This window comes from Mycobacteroides sp. PCS013, assembly GCF_049532645.1.
Taxonomy (GTDB): Bacteria; Actinomycetota; Actinomycetes; order Mycobacteriales; family Mycobacteriaceae; genus Mycobacterium; species Mycobacterium gwanakae.
Window position 1 is genome coordinate 2,452,940 of sequence record NZ_CP150131.1, and the last position, 19,132, is coordinate 2,472,071.

At 63.7% G+C, this 19,132-nt stretch carries 15 protein-coding genes and 1 pseudogene; 7 read left to right on the plus strand and 9 right to left on the minus strand.

From position 1 onward, the window contains the following. Nucleotides 1-30: 30 nt before the first annotated feature. Nucleotides 31-1,233: an MFS transporter gene (locus tag RHO23_RS12075; protein WP_046254252.1), complete on the plus strand. Its 1,203-nt coding sequence runs from the start codon at nt 31-33 to the stop codon at nt 1,231-1,233. Between the two features lie 66 nt (nt 1,234-1,299). Here RHO23_RS12075 and RHO23_RS12080 read toward each other — a convergent pair whose 3' ends face one another. Both RHO23_RS12080 and serA read right to left on the minus strand, forming a co-directional pair. Next, nucleotides 1,300-2,313, minus strand: coding sequence for a 3-isopropylmalate dehydrogenase (locus tag RHO23_RS12080; RefSeq protein ID WP_030094106.1), 1,014 nt, complete (start codon nt 2,311-2,313; stop codon nt 1,300-1,302). Further along, entirely contained in the window at nt 2,310-3,881 is a 1,572-nt protein-coding gene (serA, locus tag RHO23_RS12085) for a phosphoglycerate dehydrogenase (protein ID WP_030094107.1), read from the minus strand. The genes RHO23_RS12080 and serA overlap by 4 nt, the downstream gene beginning before the upstream one ends. 147 nt (nt 3,882-4,028) lie before the next feature. Between serA and RHO23_RS12090 the strand changes: the two genes are divergently transcribed. Continuing rightward, on the plus strand, nt 4,029-4,712 hold the full coding sequence (locus tag RHO23_RS12090; RefSeq protein WP_232783305.1) for a LysM peptidoglycan-binding domain-containing protein: 684 nt from the start codon (nt 4,029-4,031) through the stop codon (nt 4,710-4,712). A 1-nt stretch (nt 4,713) separates the two neighbouring features. On the opposite strand, the gene RHO23_RS12095 is transcribed toward RHO23_RS12090, so the two are convergent. Together RHO23_RS12095 and RHO23_RS12100 are read right to left on the minus strand one after the other, a co-directional pair. Beyond that, entirely contained in the window at nt 4,714-6,066 is a 1,353-nt protein-coding gene (locus tag RHO23_RS12095) for an MFS transporter (protein WP_423489222.1), read from the minus strand. 15 nt (nt 6,067-6,081) lie between these two features. Next, a complete protein-coding gene (locus tag RHO23_RS12100) occupies nt 6,082-6,678 on the minus strand; it encodes a TetR/AcrR family transcriptional regulator (protein ID WP_046254257.1) in 597 nt (198 codons plus the stop codon). Nucleotides 6,679-6,757: 79 nt separating this feature from the next. On the opposite strand from RHO23_RS12100, the pseudogene RHO23_RS12105 reads away from it, so the two are divergent. From RHO23_RS12105 to RHO23_RS12125, 5 genes and pseudogenes are all read left to right on the plus strand, one after another. Next, nucleotides 6,758-8,188, plus strand: a pseudogene (locus tag RHO23_RS12105) (ABC1 kinase family protein). Beyond that, a complete protein-coding gene (locus RHO23_RS12110) occupies nt 8,185-9,588 on the plus strand; it encodes an ABC1 kinase family protein (RefSeq protein WP_423489128.1) in 1,404 nt (467 codons plus the stop codon). The pseudogene RHO23_RS12105 and the gene RHO23_RS12110 overlap by 4 nt, the downstream one beginning before the upstream one ends. Beyond that, nucleotides 9,575-10,759 (plus strand): cytochrome P450, encoded by a 1,185-nt coding sequence (locus RHO23_RS12115; RefSeq protein WP_423489129.1) that lies wholly within the window; start codon nt 9,575-9,577, stop codon nt 10,757-10,759. The genes RHO23_RS12110 and RHO23_RS12115 overlap by 14 nt, the downstream gene beginning before the upstream one ends. Nucleotides 10,760-10,868: 109 nt before the next feature. Continuing rightward, the gene (locus tag RHO23_RS12120) at nt 10,869-11,834 is read left to right on the plus strand and encodes an ArsR/SmtB family transcription factor (protein ID WP_064409226.1); all 966 of its coding nucleotides are present in this window, start codon (nt 10,869-10,871) and stop codon (nt 11,832-11,834) included. A gap of 129 nt (nt 11,835-11,963) precedes the next feature. Further along, nucleotides 11,964-13,010: an oxygenase MpaB family protein gene (locus RHO23_RS12125; protein ID WP_046254262.1), complete on the plus strand. Its 1,047-nt coding sequence runs from the start codon at nt 11,964-11,966 to the stop codon at nt 13,008-13,010. A 4-nt stretch (nt 13,011-13,014) separates the two neighbouring features. On the opposite strand, the gene RHO23_RS12130 is transcribed toward RHO23_RS12125, so the two are convergent. The 5 genes from RHO23_RS12130 to RHO23_RS12150 all read right to left on the minus strand — a co-directional run bounded on the left by RHO23_RS12130 (nt 13,015) and on the right by RHO23_RS12150 (nt 18,948). Continuing rightward, nucleotides 13,015-13,446 carry a DUF2752 domain-containing protein gene (locus RHO23_RS12130; RefSeq protein ID WP_064409227.1) on the minus strand — a complete coding sequence of 144 codons (432 nt, stop codon included), beginning with the start codon at nt 13,444-13,446 and terminating at the stop codon, nt 13,015-13,017. A 1,230-nt stretch (nt 13,447-14,676) separates the two neighbouring features. Next, complete coding sequence (locus RHO23_RS12135) at nt 14,677-15,369, minus strand: hypothetical protein (RefSeq protein WP_064409228.1); 693 nt, start codon at nt 15,367-15,369, stop codon at nt 14,677-14,679. Between the two features lie 180 nt (nt 15,370-15,549). Further along, entirely contained in the window at nt 15,550-16,551 is a 1,002-nt protein-coding gene (gene ilvC, locus RHO23_RS12140; protein WP_030094117.1) for a ketol-acid reductoisomerase, read from the minus strand. A 46-nt stretch (nt 16,552-16,597) separates the two neighbouring features. Then, nucleotides 16,598-17,101: an acetolactate synthase small subunit gene (gene ilvN, locus RHO23_RS12145; RefSeq protein ID WP_030094118.1), complete on the minus strand. Its 504-nt coding sequence runs from the start codon at nt 17,099-17,101 to the stop codon at nt 16,598-16,600. Beyond that, on the minus strand, nt 17,098-18,948 hold the full coding sequence (locus RHO23_RS12150; protein ID WP_030094119.1) for an acetolactate synthase large subunit: 1,851 nt from the start codon (nt 18,946-18,948) through the stop codon (nt 17,098-17,100). Before RHO23_RS12150 ends, ilvN begins: the two co-directional genes overlap by 4 nt. Between the last annotated feature and the right edge of the window lie 184 nt (nt 18,949-19,132).

Below are 19,132 nucleotides of genomic sequence, written 5' to 3' on the forward strand. Positions count from 1 at the left end.
AGTTCAACAATTTGAGATAGATGTGGAACCATGGCACTCATGGTTCGTGTTGATGAGGTTGGTACAGCACGCCGTTGGGCAATGCTGGCCATTTCCCTGGGGTCCACCGCCGCCGCCAATGTCTTCATCAACGGTGTGGCATTTCTCATCCCCGCCTTACACACCGAACGCGGCCTGGATCTCGCCAACGCGGGGCTGCTGTCGGCGATGCCCAGCTTCGGGATGGTGCTGACACTCATCGCATGGGGCGCGCTCATCGACAGATTCGGTGAGCGGATCGCGTTGGTAAGCGGTCTGGCGCTGACCGCCCTGGCCGCGTTCGCCGCAGCCGAGGCACCGTCGTTGGTGCTCACGGGCGTCTTCCTACTGTTGGGCGGTGCGTCTGCGGCAGCGTGCAACTCGGCCAGCGGGCGCGTGGTGGTGGGGTGGTTCCCGCCGAGCCAGCGGGGCACGGTGATGGGCATCCGCCAGATGGCGCAACCACTCGGAGTTGCGCTGGGCGCCCTGGTGATCCCCCGCATCGCGGAAAGCCACAGTGTGGCAACGGCATTGATCTTCCCGGCGGCGGTGTGCGCGGTGTCCTCGGCGATCTGCCTGGTGGGCATCATCGACCCGCCGCGACCACCGCGCTCGGAAGCACCCGAGGAACACCTGTCCAACCCATATCGCGGTTCGCGGGTGCTGTGGCTGATCCACGCGGTGTCGGTGCTGCTGGTGGTTCCCCAGGTGGTCGTGTGGACCTTCACCCTGGTGTGGCTGGTGACCGACAGAGGGTGGAGCATCGGCGCGGCCAGCATCATGGTGACGGTGGCGCAGCTGGCCGGCGCGCTCGGCCGGGTTGCCGCCGGAATGTGGTCTGATCGTTGGGGTTCACGTATGCGCCCGATCCGGGCCATCGCGGTGGCCGCGTCAGCCGCCATGGCGCTATTGGCTCTCACCAATCAACTGGACTGGTCCATCAGCGTCGTCGTCATGCTGGTGGCGTCGGTGATCACGGTGTCCGACAACGGTCTGGCGTACACATCGATCGCGGAAATCGCGGGACCGTTCTGGAGCGGCCGCGCCCTGGGCGCACAGAACACCGGCCAGCTGCTGGCCGCCGCGGTGGCACCGCCGGTTTTCGGGGCGATCGCCACGGCGGTGGGATTCTCCGCAGCCTTCGCCGTGTGTGCGTTGTTCCCTTTGGCCGCTGTCGGTTTGGTGCCGGTGAAGCTGGAGAAACCCGCCCAATAACGCCGAATGCGAGCCTGACGCGATTTTCCGGCTGGATTTCCGCGTGAGGCTCGCACTCGATCAGGACTACAGGAAGCTGGCGATCCGATCGCCGGTGGCCGAGGTGGACAGCTTCTCCGCGCCCCGGGTGGCCAGGTGCTGTTCGACAGCCTTCTCCACACGCGCCGAGGCTTCCTTCTCGCCAAGGTGATCCAGCAGCAGGGCCACCGACACCACAGCGGCGGTGGGATCGGCGATCCCCTGCCCCGCGATATCGGGCGCACTGCCGTGCACCGGCTCGAACATCGAGGGGTTCTTACCCGAACCGTCGATGTTTCCGCTTGCAGCCAAACCGATTCCACCGGTGACGGCGGCCGTCAGGTCGGTGATGATGTCGCCGAAAAGGTTGTCGGTGACGATGACGTCGAACCGGCCCGGGTCGGTCACCATGTGGATGGTGGCGGCGTCGATGTGCTGGTAAGAAACCTGCACGTCCGGGTGCTCGGTGGCGACTTCGTCGACGGTCCGCGTCCACAACGAACCGGCGTACTTGAGCACGTTGTTCTTGTGCACGAGCGTCAGGTTCTTGCTACGGGCCTCGGCGCGCTGGAAGGCGTTGCGCACCACACGCTCGACTCCGAAGCGGGTGTTGAGACTGACCTCGGTGGCGACCTCGTGTGGGGTCTCTACGCGGATGGCGCCGCCGTTGCCGGTGTACGGCCCCTCGGTGCCCTCGCGCACCACGACCAGGTCGATGGCCGGGTTACCCGCCAGCGGACCCGTCACGCCCGGGTACAGCTTGGCGGGGCGCAGGTTGATGTGGTGATCGAGTGCGAATCGGGTGTGCAGCAGCAGACCGCGTTCCAGCACTCCGCTCTGCACCGAGGGATCACCAATGGCACCAAGCAGAATGGCGTCGTGCCCGCGCAGCTCGTCGAGCACCGAATCGGGCATGAGCTCACCGGTGGCCAGGTACCTGCGGGCACCCAGGTCGTATTCGGTCTTCTCGACACCGGGCAGCACCGCGTCGAGCACCTTCACCGCCTCGCCGATGACCTCGGGGCCAATGCCGTCGCCGGCGATGATCGCAAGCTTTGTCATGAAAGATCCACCAGCTCAAGGGTTGTCGCACCCACGGCAGCGCGGATCTCATCGAGTACGGCATCCGGGGCGCTGCGGTCGATACGCAGGATGATGGTGGCCGCCTCGCCCGAAGCGTCCTGGCTCAGCTGCGCGGCCTGGATGTTGACGTCTGCCGAACCCAGCACGGTGCCGATCTTGCCGAGGGCACCGGGCACGTCGGCGTAGTTGATGACCAGGTTCTCGCCCTCGGCACGCAGGTCGAAGTTGCGTCCGTTGATCTGGACGATCTTCTGCACCTGCTGCGGGCCGGACAGAGTGCCCGCCACATTGATCACCGAACCATCGGCGTACACGGCGCGCACGTCGACAACGCTGCGGTGGTTGGGGCTCTCGGTGGCCGTGCTGATCTCCGCACTCACGCCACGCTCCTCGGCGATCGACGGAGCGTTCACGAAGGTCACCTGATCCTCGATCACCGACGAGAAGAGTCCGCGCAGCGCGGAAAGCTTCAGCACCGCAACGTCTTCGGAGGCCAGTTCGCCACGGACGTCGACCGACAGCGAGGTGGGCAGCTGCTCGGAGACGGCCCCGATGAGCACACCAAGCTTGCGGACAACCTCAAGCCACGGCGCGACCTCTTCGCTGACAACTCCCCCGCCAACGTTGACGGCGTCGGGCACGAATTCGCCTGCCAGGGCCAACTTCACGCTTGCCGCCACATCGGTACCGGCGCGGTCCTGGGCCTCGCTGGTCGAGGCGCCCAGGTGCGGGGTCACCACAACCTGGTCGAGCTCGAAAAGCGGGCTGTCGGTGCACGGCTCGGTGGAGAACACGTCGAGCCCGGCGCCGCGGACGTGACCGCTGCGGATCGCGTCAGCCAGGGCGGCCTCGTCGATAAGCCCACCGCGTGCGGCGTTGACGATGATGACGCCCGGCTTGGTCTTGGCGAGGGCTTCCTTGCCGATCAGACCCGCGGTCTCCGGGGTCTTGGGCAGGTGCACCGAGATGAAATCTGCCCGACCCAAAAGTTCGTCGAGGGTCAGCAGCTCAATGCCGAGCTGGGCGGCGCGAGCGGCCGAGACGTAGGGGTCATAGGCGACGATGTGGGTCCCGAACGCGGCAAGGCGCTGCGCGAACAGCTGGCCGATGCGGCCCAGGCCCACCACACCGACCGTCTTGCCGAAGATCTCTGTGCCGTTGAACGACGAACGCTTCCAGGTGTGCGCCTTGAGCGAGGCGTCGGCGGCCGGGATCTGCCGCGCGGTGGACAGCAGCAGGGTGACGGCGTGCTCGGCAGCGCTGTGGATGTTCGAGGTGGGTGCGTTGACCACCAGGACACCGCGTGCGGTTGCGGCCTTGACGTCGACGTTGTCGAGTCCGACGCCGGCACGCGCGACGATTTTGAGCTTGGTGCCGGCAGCCAGTACCTCGGCATCCACGGTGGTCGCCGAACGCACCAACAGCGCGTCAGCATCGGGTACCGCGGCCAGCAGTGCGGGACGATCCGGGCCGTCGACCCAGCGCACCTCCACACCATCACCAAGTGCTTCGACGGTCGACTGGGCAAGTTTGTCGGCAATCAGCACGACTGGACGTTCGCTCACGTCGCCATAGCCTAGTGTGCCGCCGTAAGCGGCGGACATCACAGTCGCCGACAACCGTGGTCGTGGCCCGCCATATCGAGTAGCGCACTACTCGCGACCCAGGATGCGCGCCCGGATGACGCTATGCGCATGACCGAAACACATGTACTACCTGTCAGTGGCCCATACACGGTCCGCAGTGGTGACACCCTGTGGAAACTGTCCGAAATGTTCTACGGCGACGGACGCCGCTACCGCGTGATCGCGGTGGTCAACGATCTGTCCGATCCTGATCTCATCGAGGTGGGGCAGGAACTTGAGATTCCGTACGTCACCTATCGCTACCAGGTCAAGGCGGGTGACACCAAGGGCTCAATCGCCGAACATTTCTACGGCAGCTTCTCGATGAGTGGGGTGTTCGAAAGCCCCAGCGGTGTATCGCAGCGCGACCTGATTGTCGGCGAATGGCTGCTGATGCCGGACCTCGCCAACGTGGGACATCACACCGTGATGCCGGGCGAGACGCTGCAGGTGCTCGCGGACCGCTGGTATGGCGATTGGACGCTCTGGATCGTGATTGCCATCGCGAATCAGCTCAGCGGTGACGATCCGGAACCCGGCTCCGTGCTGATCCAGCCTCGGCTCAACCGGCGCCACACCGTCGTCTCCGGCGACACACTCTGGAAGCTGGCGCAGCAGAACTACGGCGACTACAACACCGCACGGACACAGATCGCGGTCCAGATGGTGGCGGCCGCCAACCTCATCGAAAACCCCGATCACCTTTCCGTGGGGCAGGTCATCTACTTCCCCTCGATCGACCTGGGCAGCTGAATCAGACCTCGGCGAGATCCACTCCACGGGTCTCGCGCGCGGCGAGCAATGCGACGAATGTCAACACACCGGCGATCGACAGGTAGACCCCTACCCATGCGACGCCGAAGTCGTGCACCAGCCAGGTGGCGATGAACGGCGCGACGGCGGCTCCGATGATGGAGGCGAAGTTGTACGCGATCCCCGACCCGGTGTAACGCACGTTCGTGGGGAACAGCTCGGGCAGCAGGGCGCTCATCGGGCCAAAGGACAGGCCCATCAATGCCATTCCCACACTCAAGAACACCAACATCATCGGCTTGTTCACCGTCGAGGGGTCGAGGAACCAGCCGAACGACAGCCCGAACACGATGATCCCGGCAGTGAACGTCAGCAGCACCGGTCTGCGGCCGTACCTGTCGGCCACCCGTCCGGATATCGGCACGCACGCCGCCAGGAACAGCACCGAAATCAGCTGCATCTGTAGGAAATCGACATAACTGATCGCGAGCTTGACCCCGGACTTGTCGACCACCTTCCCCGTTCCGTACGACGCCGCCCAGGTCGTGACGACGTAGAAGATCGTGTACGTGGCCAGCATGACGAACGTGCCGATCACCAGCTGGCGCCAGGAAGTCTTAGCCACCTCGGCCAGCGGCGCGCGGACCTTCTTGCCCTCGGCGACTGCCTGGGTGAAGACGGGCGTCTCGGTGAGTTTGAGCCGGACATAAAGGCCGACAACCACAATGACCGCACTGGCCAAAAACGGGACTCGCCAGCCCCAGGACAGGAAAGCATGGTTGGCCGCAGCCGTCTTGGCGTCGAAGCCCATGACGAGCATCAGCAACAGGAAAGTGCCGTTGGCGAAGAAGAATCCGATCGGGGCGCCCAACTGGGGCCACATCGCCGCCCAGCCCCGCTTCCCTTCCTCGGCGGTTTCGGTCGCCAGCAGCGCAGCCCCCGACCACTCCCCGCCCAATCCCAGACCCTGACAAAAGCGCAACAGCGAGAGCAGCGCGGGCGCCCAGTAGCCAACGGCGTCGAAGGTGGGCAGCAGCCCGATCGCGAAGGTCGCCACCCCCATGGTCATCAGCGATCCGACGAGGGTGGCCTTACGGCCGATCCGATCGCCGAAATGCCCGAACACCATGGAGCCGACGGGGCGGGCAACGAAAGCCAACCCGAACGTCGCGAACGACGACAAAAGCGCCGCGGTGTCATCCCCCTTGGGAAAGAACAACGTTGGGAACACCAGCACCGCCGCGGTGGCATAGATGTAGAAGTCGAAGAACTCGATACTTGTACCCACCATGGAGGCGACGACGATCCGGCTGCGCGGTACCGCAGACTCAACGGGCACGGTCGCCGGTGTCATGGCCACCGGCGGAGACTAGCGCAGCGATTCGATCCTGGTAGCCAGTACAGCCGTCCATTCCGCGATGTAGTCCTCGTCGGCGATGGCGGCGGTCGGCGCCCGAAAAACCGTACTGGTCGCACGCTTGCCCAAAAGTGCGTTGACGCCCAGCGCCCCAATCGATTCCGCTTGCGCCTTGCCCATGTCCGGGGCCCAGCCATGCACCCAGTCGGTGAGCTCGGCGTAGAGGCCATCGAAGAGTGCGGCATAGGCGGTATCGAGCCGGGCCAGGTGACCGGCCGGAACACTCGATGCGATCTGCAGCAGCTGCGACTCCTCATCGAGCACGGTCAGCAGGTAGCGACCCATCATGGTGAGTTCGTTACGCAGGTCACCGAGTCCACCAAATAGCGCGCGAATGTCACGCATCGCGCGCCGGCGATCGAGCTGACGATCGATGCCCGCCTCCAGCAGCGCTTCTTTGGACTTGAAGTGGTGATAGAGCCCGCCTGATCCGGGAGTAAGACCGGCCGCCTTCTCGATCTGGGCGACGCTAGTCGCCTTGTACCCCTGCTCGCCAAAGAGCCTCATGGCCTCGGCGACCAGGCGTTCTTTTGTAGAAATCTCAACCATTGACGTCTCCCAAGTAATCACTTAGTGTCACTCAGTGAGTACTTTAACAGCTGCTCTGGCTCACCGGTAGGAGGTAGTCATGACAGAGGACCTGGTTCCCCGGGGCCGCATCCGGCGCACGATGCCGCTGGCGGGATTCACCGCCCGGGCCGCGGGCGGCCGACTGGTCGCAGGCTTGCGCGAGAAGGCCGGAGACACCGGCGCCGTGGACCGCTTCCATGAAAAGACCGCCGAGCGTTACACCGAACTACTCGGGCACTCCAAGGGCGTCCTGATGAAGGCCGGCCAGATCTTCTCGAGCATCGACACGAGCGCGATGGGTGATGGGCGCATCTCGCCGTACGAGCGAGCGATGGCCAAGCTGCAGACCCAGTCGCCGCCCATGGACCCCGCGTTGGCACGGAGCATCGTCTAATCCGAGCTCGGGCTCTCGGTGGACAAGGCATACGCCGAGTTCACCGACGAGCCGATATCTTCGGCATCCATAGGTCAGGTTCATCGCGCGGTCCTTCACGACGGCCGCGAGGTCGCCGTCAAGATCCAGTATCCCGGTGTAGCCCAGGCCATTCAGGAAGATCTCGCCAACACCGAACTCGTCACGACCTTCCTGCGGACCTTCCTGTCCCTGCTCGGTCGCAGCGTCGCCATTGACCTACGCGCGACGGCCGAAGACATTTCGGAACGGATCGCCGAAGAACTCGACTATCGCCGCGAGGCCGCCAACATCGCCTCATTCCACGAGCTGTTCCGTGGGCATCCCTTCATCCGAGTCCCCGAGGCCGTGCCGGAGCTATCCAGCGACCGGGTACTCACCATGACCTACGTGGACGGGATCGGCTGGGCGCAGGCTCAGCAGTCCAGCCGTGAACTCAAAGACACGTGGGGAGAGGCGCTGTGGAGATTCAGCCTCTCCCCTCTACAACACGCCTCGGCGTTCTACACGGACCTGCACCCGGGGAACTACCGGTTCGGCCTCGACGGATCGATCGGGATCGTCGACTTCGGGTCCGTGAAGATCATTCCCGAACGCCTGCGCCTGGCATGGATACAAATGATCGTCGCCAACCTGCAGAAAAGAATCGGGGACCTGCACTCGATCATGACCGAAGCCGGGTTCATACCCGCCGGATCCACCATGACGACCGATGAAGTGCACCGGTGGATGGACCAGAACAATCCGGATGTTGTTGGTCCGCAACCTGTTACCTATACGGCCCAACTGGTCAACCGGAATATGGCCACCCTGGACACCAGCAGCCCGAACTCACTGTCTGCACGCATCGCGCTGCCGCCCGATCTCATCTACTTCGTCCGGGTTCCGCTGGGTGTGCGGTCAACCCTGTCCAAATTGGGTGCCACGGTGGACGCCCGCGCAGTCGTCGAAGACATGACCGGTGTCGCCGAGCCCACCACTGCGCTCGGGGTACGACATGTGGCATGGGTGCGGGAGCGCGGGCTGCCGTTCGGATTGGAGCCGCGAGACCCGTCAAAGATTGGTGTCCAGCTGTGAGCGACAATCCCATCCCGCGCGGCCGAATCCGGCGCACCATGCCGCTGGCCGGCTTCACCGCCCGAGCCGCAGGCGGGCGACTCGTCGCGGGCCTGCGCGAAAAAGCCGGGGACACCGGCGCCGTCGAACGGTTCCACGAACGCACCGCCGAGCGCTACACCGAACTACTCGGACACTCCAAGGGCGTCCTGATGAAGGCCGGCCAAATCTTCTCGGTCGCCGATATCGCATCCCACGGCTACAACCAGCTTTCCCCATATCAAAACGCCTTGACGCGCCTGCAGGCTGACGCACCGCCCATGCATCCCTTGTTGGCACGCCAGGCCCTCGAAGAAGATCTTGGGAGATCCGTCGAAGAACTCTTCTCCGAATTCAGCGATGATCCGATCGCCGCGGCGTCGATCGGCCAGGTGCATCGAGCGACCCTTCGCGATGGCCGCCCCGTCGCCGTCAAGGTCCAGTATCCCGGTGTGGCACAAGCCATCGAGCACGATCTATCGAACGCGGAGCTGATGGCCACTTTCCTGCGCTTCGCAACAGGTATTGCCGGGCCGCGGCCACAACTGGACCATCGACTCATGGCCGACGAGGTGGCCGCACGCATCTCCGAGGAGTTGGACTATCGGCACGAAGCGGCGAATATCAGGGCCTTCGCGGCGCTCTACGCGGACCATCCCTTTATCCGGATACCCGAGGTGATATCTGAAGCGTCCGGCAATCGGGTGCTCACCATGACCTATCTGGACGGCCTGGATTGGGTGGCCGCACAACGGGCGGACCAGGACCTCAAAGATGTTTGGGTGGAGACGATCTGGCGTTTCAGCACCGGATCATTTCGGCACGCGAATCTGTTTCACGCCGACCCGCATCCGGGCAACTATCGGTTCGGGATGGACGGGTCCGTCGGTTTTGTCGACTTCGGCTGCATCAAGGTGGTGCCCGAGTCCTTGCGCTATCGGCTCGTGCAGATGATTCGCGCGGCCGCCGAGGAACGCCGCGAAGACCTACGCCAGCTGATGGTCGATGCCGGATATTTCGCCGCCGACTCCCCGCTGTCAGCTCACGATGTCTTTCAGTGGCTCGGGGCAACCGTGCAGGACATCCGGGGCCCTCAGCCGGTGACATTTACCCGCGAGATATCGAACAGCGCGACCCGTTCCCTGCTGAACTTCCAGACGCTGCATCAGATGTCGATACCCAGCGACCTGGTGTTCCTGGCCCGGATCAATCTGAACATCAGCGCGCTCTCGGCAACGCTCAACGCGACGGTGCACACGCACGCGCTGCTCGATGATCTCGATGGTGTGGCCGAAGCCATTTCCCCGCTAGGTAAACAGCATGTCGGATGGGTCCGCGAGCGAGGCCTGCCCTTCGGATTGGATCACCATGACCACGGCTGACCCCATCGCACCCCGGATTCCCTGGGATTCAAGGGATCCCTACCGCTACTACGAAAACCTGCGGGCCCGCGGCGACGTGGTCTGGGACGAGAATGCCGGAACCTGGGTGGTTCTGGGTTACCACCCGGCCCGCGAGGTACTGGGTGGCACCGGATGGTCGAGCGATCCCCTCGCCAGCCCGCAGATGCGGGCCTCGGCCCCCGAGTACCTCGACCTGTCCGACTTCGGCAGAAACATGCTCTTCGTCGACGGACCCGACCACACCGAGCTCAGGGGCGCCGTCCGCGACGTATTCACCCCGGGGTTCATCGCCGGCCTGCGCGAAGGCGTGCAATCCATCACCGCTCAGGTCGTCGAATATCCGCAAGCTGGAGAAACTTTCGACTTCATGACCGATATCGCCCTGCCGTTGCCGATCGCGATCATCGGCGAGTGGCTCGGCCTGGACGATGCGGCGTCAGCCGTCCTTCGCCAGGAGTCGCCGGTCATCATCCAGATGCTCGGGGCCTTCGCCGACGTCGAGACTGTCCTGGCCGGCACCTCCGCGGGCGCGACCCTCGCTACCGAACTTCTGCCGCTGGCCGCGGACCGCCGCGTACACCCCGGAGACGACCTTCTCAGCCTGATCGCATCCGATATCAACCTGTCGCTGGAAGACGTGGTCACCATGGCGTTGATGATCGCCATCGCGGGTCATGAGACGACGGCAAACCTACTGGGCGCGAGCATGCTTCGACTGCTTGCCCCACGCCCCCATGGCCTTCGGCTGGCCGACGAGATCGACCCCGACGACCCGGCGGTCGTTACCGAACTGCTCCGGCTCGACGGTCCGGTACAGGGCACCGCGCGCGTTGCGACCGAGGACCACAATCTGGCCGGGCACATGATCCGGGAGGGCCAGACGGTGCTTATCGCGATTGCCGCGGCAAACCGCGATCCGCAGGTGTTCGTCGATCCCGCGGAGTTCCGGCTGGGCCGCAAGAGCACCCCGCCGCTGGCCTTCGGATATGGCGCACACCATTGCCTGGGCTCGGCGTTGGCCAAGCTGGAGACCACGGTGGCCATCGGTGAAATCCTGGCGCGCGGACCCGAGGTGATTGGCCCCGTCAGCTGGAGGGATGCCCCCGCCATCCGGGGACCGCGCAGCATCCCCATGCGGTTTCACAGGTAGTTTGCGTTCCCGACAGTTCCACGCAGACATTTCATGGGTGTGCGGGCAGGTATGGGCATATTGTGTGGAAATGCTCGTCAAAGCGGTCCGCAGCGGGTTGTAGGCCAGCGTGTTGCGACTCATCTTCACGGCGAATGACCTTGCTTTGACGAGGTTTCTGCCCATGCCTGCGCCCTTGTTGGAGATGAAGTTCGCGACACGAGCACTACGGCAAGGTATTCGCACACCGTGGGGCGAGCGGTGGCGTTGTCGCGCACTGGCAGCATTTCCCATCGCGGCAGCACCGGGACGTACAGTGGTGAGCCACTTTTCGTGGTCACTGTCGCCCACCGTGCTGGGCGACAGCTTCGATGAGGGTATGCGGTCCATCGAAAAGCTGAATCGCCAGCAGGCGCTGGCAGAGTTGGCCGTCTTCGGGCGCGGCCCCACCGAAGGTGCCGGGGCACCACCGTATCTCCGGCATGCCATCGCCGGTGATCGCGAAGCCACTGTGGCATTGGGGCGCATGACGAAAGGCGCCTACAAAGCGGTGCTGGAACCGTACTGGCCCGACATCCAGGCGAACCATCAGATTGAACTCGTCCGGCAGGGACGCGTGATGGCGCGCCACGGTGTGCGGGCCGCCCTCGGCAAGATTGTCCCCGGCGCACGATGGAATGGCGACTGCCTTGAGATCGACAGTCCCCAACGCACCACCATCGCGCTGCGTGGCCGCGGCATCGTGTTGACGCCCAGCGTTTTCTGGGCGGGACCACCCCTGGTCGGTGAGCTCGGCGAGCAGCCGGTCGTCCTGGCGTACCCCGCCGCCATCGATTTGACCCTCAGTGTCGGCGCTGAATCCGACCCACTCGCGGCAATACTCGGATCGACCCGAGCCGCGGTACTGCGCGTGCTGACCGCGGAGCACACCACCGGTGATATCGCCCGCAACCTCGGGATCAGCCCCGCATCAGCATCCGAACACACCTCGGCGCTGCGGCAAGCACGCTTGGTACGCAGCCGCCGTGACGGTAAAGCGGTCATCCACGATGCCACCGCCCTGGGCCTTGACCTGATCGATGCAAACCGCCTGTAGCTGGCGTTTCATCGGCGGAGATCACAACACGAGAGCCACTCCGATAACAGATGCGCGCGCCACTGTTGACAACTGGCGTTGTTAACGTCTCCAATGAGGGGGAAGCGAATCGCTCCCTGGGAGGCAACGATGCCAAGCACAGCTGCACACGCCGCAACATCACGCTCGGCGGGCATGCCGCCACGCGGTGATGCCAAAGCCCGAATCTGGCGCCGCGGAGACGGTGCCACTCCCGCCGGTCAACGTACCGGCCCCGACGGACACCCGGATTACGGCTACTTCGGCCCCGGCTCGGTGACCTGGAAGGTGTTTCTGCATCCCTCGGTGGCACCGATGATCGTGCTGGTGACCGCTCTCCTGGAGGGCAGCCATGAGGGGCTGCAGGCTGTAGAGATCAACCACGATCCGGTGTTCACCAAGAGCAAGCGCAATCAGGTCGACTTCGACGACACCGTCAAGCGCATTCAGCGCACCGCTGGCGTCCCGATACCGATCATCTTCGGCGACACCGCAAGTGCCGATGCGCTCGCCGCGCACCTGCGTCACTATCACCGCAACATGAAGGGTGTCATTCCCGGCACCGACCGGCCCTACGACGCGCAGGGCCCGGCCCTGGTGCTCTTCGCGCATGTGACGATCATGCATGCGGCACTACGGATCTACGAGAACACTCCCGCGCCGGGGCGTCTTATCCCCCGGCGTCTCCCCAAAGCCGAACGCGACCAATTCTTCTTGGAAGTCAAGACATTCGCCGAACTCATGGGAGCCGACCCGGACACGGTGCCGGTGACCTCCGAGGAGGTGGAGGCCTATTACGACTCGATCGAATCCGAATACCGGATGGTGAAGGGTTTTGTGCCGGGTGGCATGCGATTCGCTCTATCGGTGATCAGAAACGCACGGGGCTTCGGTGGACTGACGGCGGCTGCGGTCGCCGCGATCACCCTCGTCACCGCCGTGCCGTCTGTTGCGGTGGTGCCCCCAAAGGTGCGGCGTCATTTGGGGATTCCCCGCATCGCCGACCCGGTGCTGGCCCTGCTGCTACGGGTGGCGCAGCCTGCCTTTGTGCCGTTCACACTCGAGCCGATGGCGCGCGAGATCTCGAGACTGTTCATCGGCGATGACGGTATTACGTTGGGAGAGAACGCCCGCGAACTTATGGAGCAGTCCGCCTAGACCCTCACACTCGGAGCGCGGTGAACGGCGCGATCGGAATCAGCCTGATGACGAACCAGGCCACGAACACCACCAGAATGATGGACGCCACCCATCCGCGCAGCCATGGCGGACTCCAATCAGTGGCTCCCCGCCAGCGGCTGCGCGTCCACGCGACGAAACAGACCGCGAGGAAACCTAATGCCACCAAGGCAACCGCGTTGTAGCGCAGTGCCGCCAGCACGTCACCGTGCATCAATGAGTAGACCATCCGCAGGCCACCGCACGCGGGACAGTCAAGGCCGGTGAGCGCCTTGAACGGACACACCGGAAGCACTCCCCCGGGCGTTGTCGGGTCTCCGAGCCAGATCGCCGCACAACCCGCGACCGCCGCCGCACCCACAGCGACGGGGGCGGCAAGTCGGGAGGCGACGGTGGACGGACGGGAGATGGTCATCGCGTTCCAGTATCCACCGTTCCGGGTATGGCCATAGTCGAGTATGCAATGAAGGAACCGGAACCCACGAACACCTTTGACGCTGAACCAGATTCGCAAACCGATCCCAGTCTGTGAACGCGAAGGATGCGAGTCACCACGTGCACGCGGAGAAGGCAGGCGCTACTGCGCCCAGCTGTGCAGGTGGTGGGTGGGGAACTGGCACGCGCACAGCGTGTGTGCCAGGTAGCCGGGAGCACCTGACCTGTGGGCCTCCGCAGTGGCCGCGTCAGACGCACTTACCGAGTACAGAGCCCTAGAGCAGGGCACGCCGCAGCGGCAGGCACCCACCGGGGACACCCCTGCCCCCGGGACGCTAGATCGGTGGTGAATGCGCCCGAGAGGTCGTGTACGGGTTTCCAAGTCGATAGAGGCCACAAGACGCGTTCAAAAATTGGTTTGCTGGGCCCCGTTCACACCACAGTATCGTCACCGACATGCAGATCGTGCATCTTCCTTTTGGCAACTCAACATTCTGACCTGCATCTTCCATCAATGTGATGGAGATCACTTTTCCTAAACGATCGACCTCGATTCCGCATAATCCCAGTAGCAAACACCGAATATGCAGGTAGAACGAGGTGTCCATGGTTGTCAGCGTCAGTTGTCAGAGTAATTCCCATGAACGCGTCGACCCTCATATGGCTACTCGCATCTGTCGCGGTGGTCGTCGCTGGAGTATTCGCGATCTGCGCCACACCGAAGCTATTCGGTCTGGAGAGCGTGGAGCTATCGGCGAGGGTTCTGTGGCTCGTGCGACTAAACCTGAACTTGCGGCGCGCTGTCGGCTCCCTCAAGGAAGTGCCCGTCAAGCGGAGTGTTACAGCGCGGAAATCCACGACGCGTGGGCGCCGAACGGGGAGTGATCCGTAACTGAAGGGGGTGGGCCAGCCGTACCTGGCCCACGCTGGCCCTCTAAAGGTCCAGCTCGATGACAATCCGCACTATTCGTGCAACCAGGTTGCAGAATTGAAGTACCAGTGTGGTTATACGGTATTTGTTACTCATCGATTTCGATCTCCTGACAATATTTAATTGTGGCCCTTGCCTTTTGGTAGGTGCCGAGACTCCGGGATTCCTAAACTTCCCTTCGCTCGATTGAGCACATTACCCACTCCCGTCTTACCAAGGTTAGGGATTGACCATGGCGGTACAACGAGACAACCGGACGGCGTCAGGACCGCCCGCTGGTCACCGCCGGAGGAATAGTGGATTTGGTGTGGCACCCCACTTGACCACGTAGATGCATGGCACCAATCCGCCTCGCATCCAGGAGCTTAGGAACCCAAACACGTCGTTATTGTTGGCGCTGATCCACTCCGGCGCTTGTGAATCGGCCAAGATGCCAGCGATGTTCCCGTGGTCGACACGGTCAAGAAGGGAGTATTGGCAGATCGGGTAAACGCGCTGAGCGTTGTCTAATTCCAAGTAGTTGCAGTCGGTTTCGATACCCATCGCGTCAGCCAAAGACTGGCCCGGCGCGGGGAGTATCAGGGAAATCACCGCCTTGGTACCGATCTCGGGCGCTGGAATCCAGTCCACATCCTTGCCCTTGCCGGTGTGGCTGTCAGTGATCTTGATGTGATCAACCTCTGGAATCCTCGGGACTGCGATGTTCGTTCCCGACACCCAGGTCTGGCCGGGTTCCGGTTGCGGGCGATACCACCTCTTGAGCCGCCGGTTGCCCGGCTGCAACTCCAACCCGGAATCAGAGGTTGCAGCCACCGTCCATACCCCGGACTCATGCAAACTCACCTTGAAGAAATGAGCCGTCGTTCGGTCACCGAGATAGACGTCATTTCGGTTGTTCCAGATTCGGTACGTAGGAGACAGCTGATTGCCAACCTCACCGACCGCTAGGCGGATCACCTTCTTGCAGGACATGACGCAGGGCTATCAGAGTCCCCGACCAACGCGCACGTCTTTGTCCCGTTTGGCCAGGATGTAATTCTTGCTAATGGAGTATTCGATTGACGCCATTCCCATTGAACGTCGACCGCGGAAAACGCAAAAGCCCCCGACACTCCGAAGAGTGCGGGGGCCTTGCGTTCAGATAAACAGAGACTAGGCGGTCTCGGTGATGGGCCGGTCAACCCAGCTCATCAGGTCGCGCAGCTTCTTGCCGGTGACCTCGATCGGGTGCTCGGCGTTCTCCTTGCGCAGACCCTCAAGCTCCTTGTTGCCGCCCTCGACGTTGGCGACGAGGCGCTTGACGAAGGTGCCGTCCTGGATGTCCGTGAGGATGTCCTTCATCCGCTGCTTGGTGCCGGCGTCGATGACGCGCGGGCCCGACAGGTACCCACCGAACTCCGCGGTGTCGGACACCGAGTAGTTCATGCGGGCGATGCCGCCCTCGTACATCAGGTCGACGATCAGCTTGAGCTCGTGCAGCACCTCGAAGTACGCCATCTCGGGGGCGTATCCGGCCTCGACCATGACGTCGAATCCGGTCTTGACCAGTTCTTCGGTGCCACCGCAGAGCACGGCCTGCTCACCGAACAGGTCGGTCTCGGTCTCTTCCTTGAAGTCGGTCTTGATGACGCCGGCGCGGGTGCCACCAATGCCCTTGGCGTAGGACAGCGCGAGGGCCTGGCCCTCACCCTTGGGGTCCTGGTGCACGGCGATGAGCGCAGGCACACCCTTGCCATCGACGAACTGACGACGCACCAGGTGGCCGGGGCCCTTGGGGGCGACCATGGCAACGGTGACGTTGGCCGGGGGCTTGATCAGACCGAAGTGAATGTTCAGGCCGTGACCGAAGAACAGCGCGTCGCCGTCCTTGAGGTGCGGCTCGATCTCCTTGGAGAAAATCTCGGCCTGCGCGGTGTCGGGCGCCAGGATCATGATGACGTCGGCCCACTTGGCGACCTCTTCGGGAGTGTCGACCTCAAGACCCTGCTCGGTGACCTTGTCGCGCGACTTCGAACCCTCGCGCAGACCGACCTTCACCTGAACGCCGGAGTCGCGCAGGCTCAGCGAGTGCGCGTGTCCCTGGCTGCCGTACCCGATAACGCCGACCTTGCGGCCCTGAATCAGGGTGAGGTCCGCATCATCGTCATAGAACATCTCAACTGCCACAGTGCTTTTCCCTTCTTACCTTCTCTTTTAAGTATTACTTGGCGGCGGCGATGGACCGCGGGCCGCGCGACAGCGCGACCACGCCGGACTGCACGATCTCCCGAATACCGTACGGGTCGAGCATCCGCAGCAGTGCATCCAGCTTGGACTGGGTGCCCGTCGCCTCGATGGTCACCGACTCCGGCGATACATCCACGACCTTGGCACGGAACAGGTTCACCACCTCGATGACCTGCGCCCGCACCGTCGCATCGGCGCGCACCTTGACGAGCATCAGCTCGCGGGCCACCGAATTCTCCTCGTCCTGTTCGACGATCTTGATCACGTTGATGAGCTTGTTGAGCTGCTTGGTGACCTGTTCGAGCGGAAAATCGTCGACGGTGACGACGATCGTCATGCGCGAAATACCTTTGAGCTCCGTCGGGCCCACCGCCAACGATGCGATGTTGAAGCCACGACGGGAAAACAGTGCGGCGACACGGGCGAGCACACCGGGACGGTCCTCGACCAGAACGCTCAGAGTGTGGGTGCTGGTCATCGTGACCCTTCCTGCTCCGCAGTTTCATCATCGTCGAACAGCGGCCGGATGCCCCGCGCCGCCTGGATCTCGTCATTGCTGGTGCCCGCCGCGACCATCGGCCACACCTGGGCGTCGGCGCCGACGATGAAGTCGATGACCACCGGACGATCGTTGATGGCCCGTGCCTCTTCGATCACCTTGGCGACGTCCTCTTCACGCTCGCAACGCAATCCGACGCAGCCAAGCGCCTCGGCCAGCTTCACGAAATCGGGGATGCGCCGCGAGTGTGTGGCCAAATCGGTCTGCGAGTAGCGCTGCTCGTAGAACAGCGTCTGCCACTGACGCACCATGCCCAGGTTGCCGTTGTTGATGAGTGCCACCTTGATGGGCACGCCCTCGATGGCGCAGGTGGCCAGCTCCTGGTTGGTCATCTGGAAGCAGCCGTCACCGTCGATGGCCCACACCTCGGCCTCGGGGCGCGCCATCTTGGCACCCATGGCCGCGGGAACCGCGAAGCCCATGGTGCCCAGGCCACCGGAGTTGAGCCAGGTACGCGGGTTCTCGTACTTGACGAACTGTGCCGCCCACATCTGGTGCTGCCCAACGCCCGCCACGTAGACCGCGTCGGGTCCGGCGATCTTGCCCAACGTCTCGATGACGAACTCCGGGCCCAGGCTGCCGTCGTGCTGTGCGTCGTATCCCAGCGGGTAGGTCGCGCGGATACCGGACAGGTACTCCCACCACTCGGACAGATCGGTGGTCGCACCGGTCGCGCGGTCGTTCCGGATGGCTTCGGTCAGCTCGGAGATGACGTTCTTCACGTCGCCGACGATCGGCACATCCGCGTGGCGGTTCTTACCGATCTCGGCGGGGTCGATATCGGCGTGAATCACCTTGGCGTCCGGCGCGAACGAGTCCAGCTGCCCGGTGACGCGGTCGTCGAAACGCGCGCCCAGGGTGATCAGCAGATCGCTGCGCTGCAGTGCTGCCACCGCGCCGACGGTGCCGTGCATCCCGGGCATACCCATGTGCAGCTCGTGGCTGTCGGGGAATGCACCGCGCGCCATAAGGGTGGTGACGACGGGGATGCCGGTCAGTTCGGCCAATTCCTTGAGTTCCGGGGATGCGTCCGCGCGGATGACACCGCCACCGACATACAGCACCGGGCGCTTGGCGGCGGCGATGAGCCGAACCGCCTCACGGACCTGCTTGCCGTGCGGCTTGGTGACGGGCTTGTAGCCGGGCAGATAGATCTGCGGCGGCCAGCTGAACGTGGTCTGCGCCTGCAGCACGTCCTTGGGGATATCGACGAGCACCGCGCCGGGACGGCCGCTCTGGGCGATGTAGAAAGCCTCGGCGATGACCCGAGGGATTTCCTCGGCGTTGTTCACCAGGAAGTTGTGCTTGGTGATCGGCATGGTGATGCCGGAGATGTCGGCTTCCTGGAAGGCGTCGGTGCCGATGAGGCCCCGCCCCACCTGCCCGGTGATCGCGACCACCGGGATGGAGTCCATCTGCGCGTCGGCCAACGGGGTGACCAGGTTGGTGGCACCCGGGCCGGAGGTGGCCATCATGACGCCGACCTTGCCGCTGGCATGGGCGTACCCGCTGGCGGCGTGCCCGCCACCCTGCTCGTGCCGCACCAGGACATGCCGGACCTTCACCGAGTCGTACAGCGGGTCGTACACGGGCAGCACCGCACCGCCGGGAATACCGAAGATGACCTCGACACCGAGCTCCTCAAGCGAGCGCACTACCGACTGCGCGCCGGTGACGCGCTGGGGTGCGACGGTGTTCGCTTCCGGAGCTGCTGCTGGGGCCGGCCCAGAAGCAGAAGCCGGCTTGGGCTTTGCAGGTGCACTCATGGTGGTCTGTCCTCTTGTTGTGTCCGTACTGAAAACCTATGGCAACAAAAAACCCCCGCCAGCGGTCTGCTGTACGAGGGTTGCGCGTCGAGTGTGCGCGAGTTGCCTTGGACTCGGGCTACGCGTCGACGCGCATACCGATTACTACGAGCAAGGCGGGGTTGTTCACACCGCGTACGGTAGT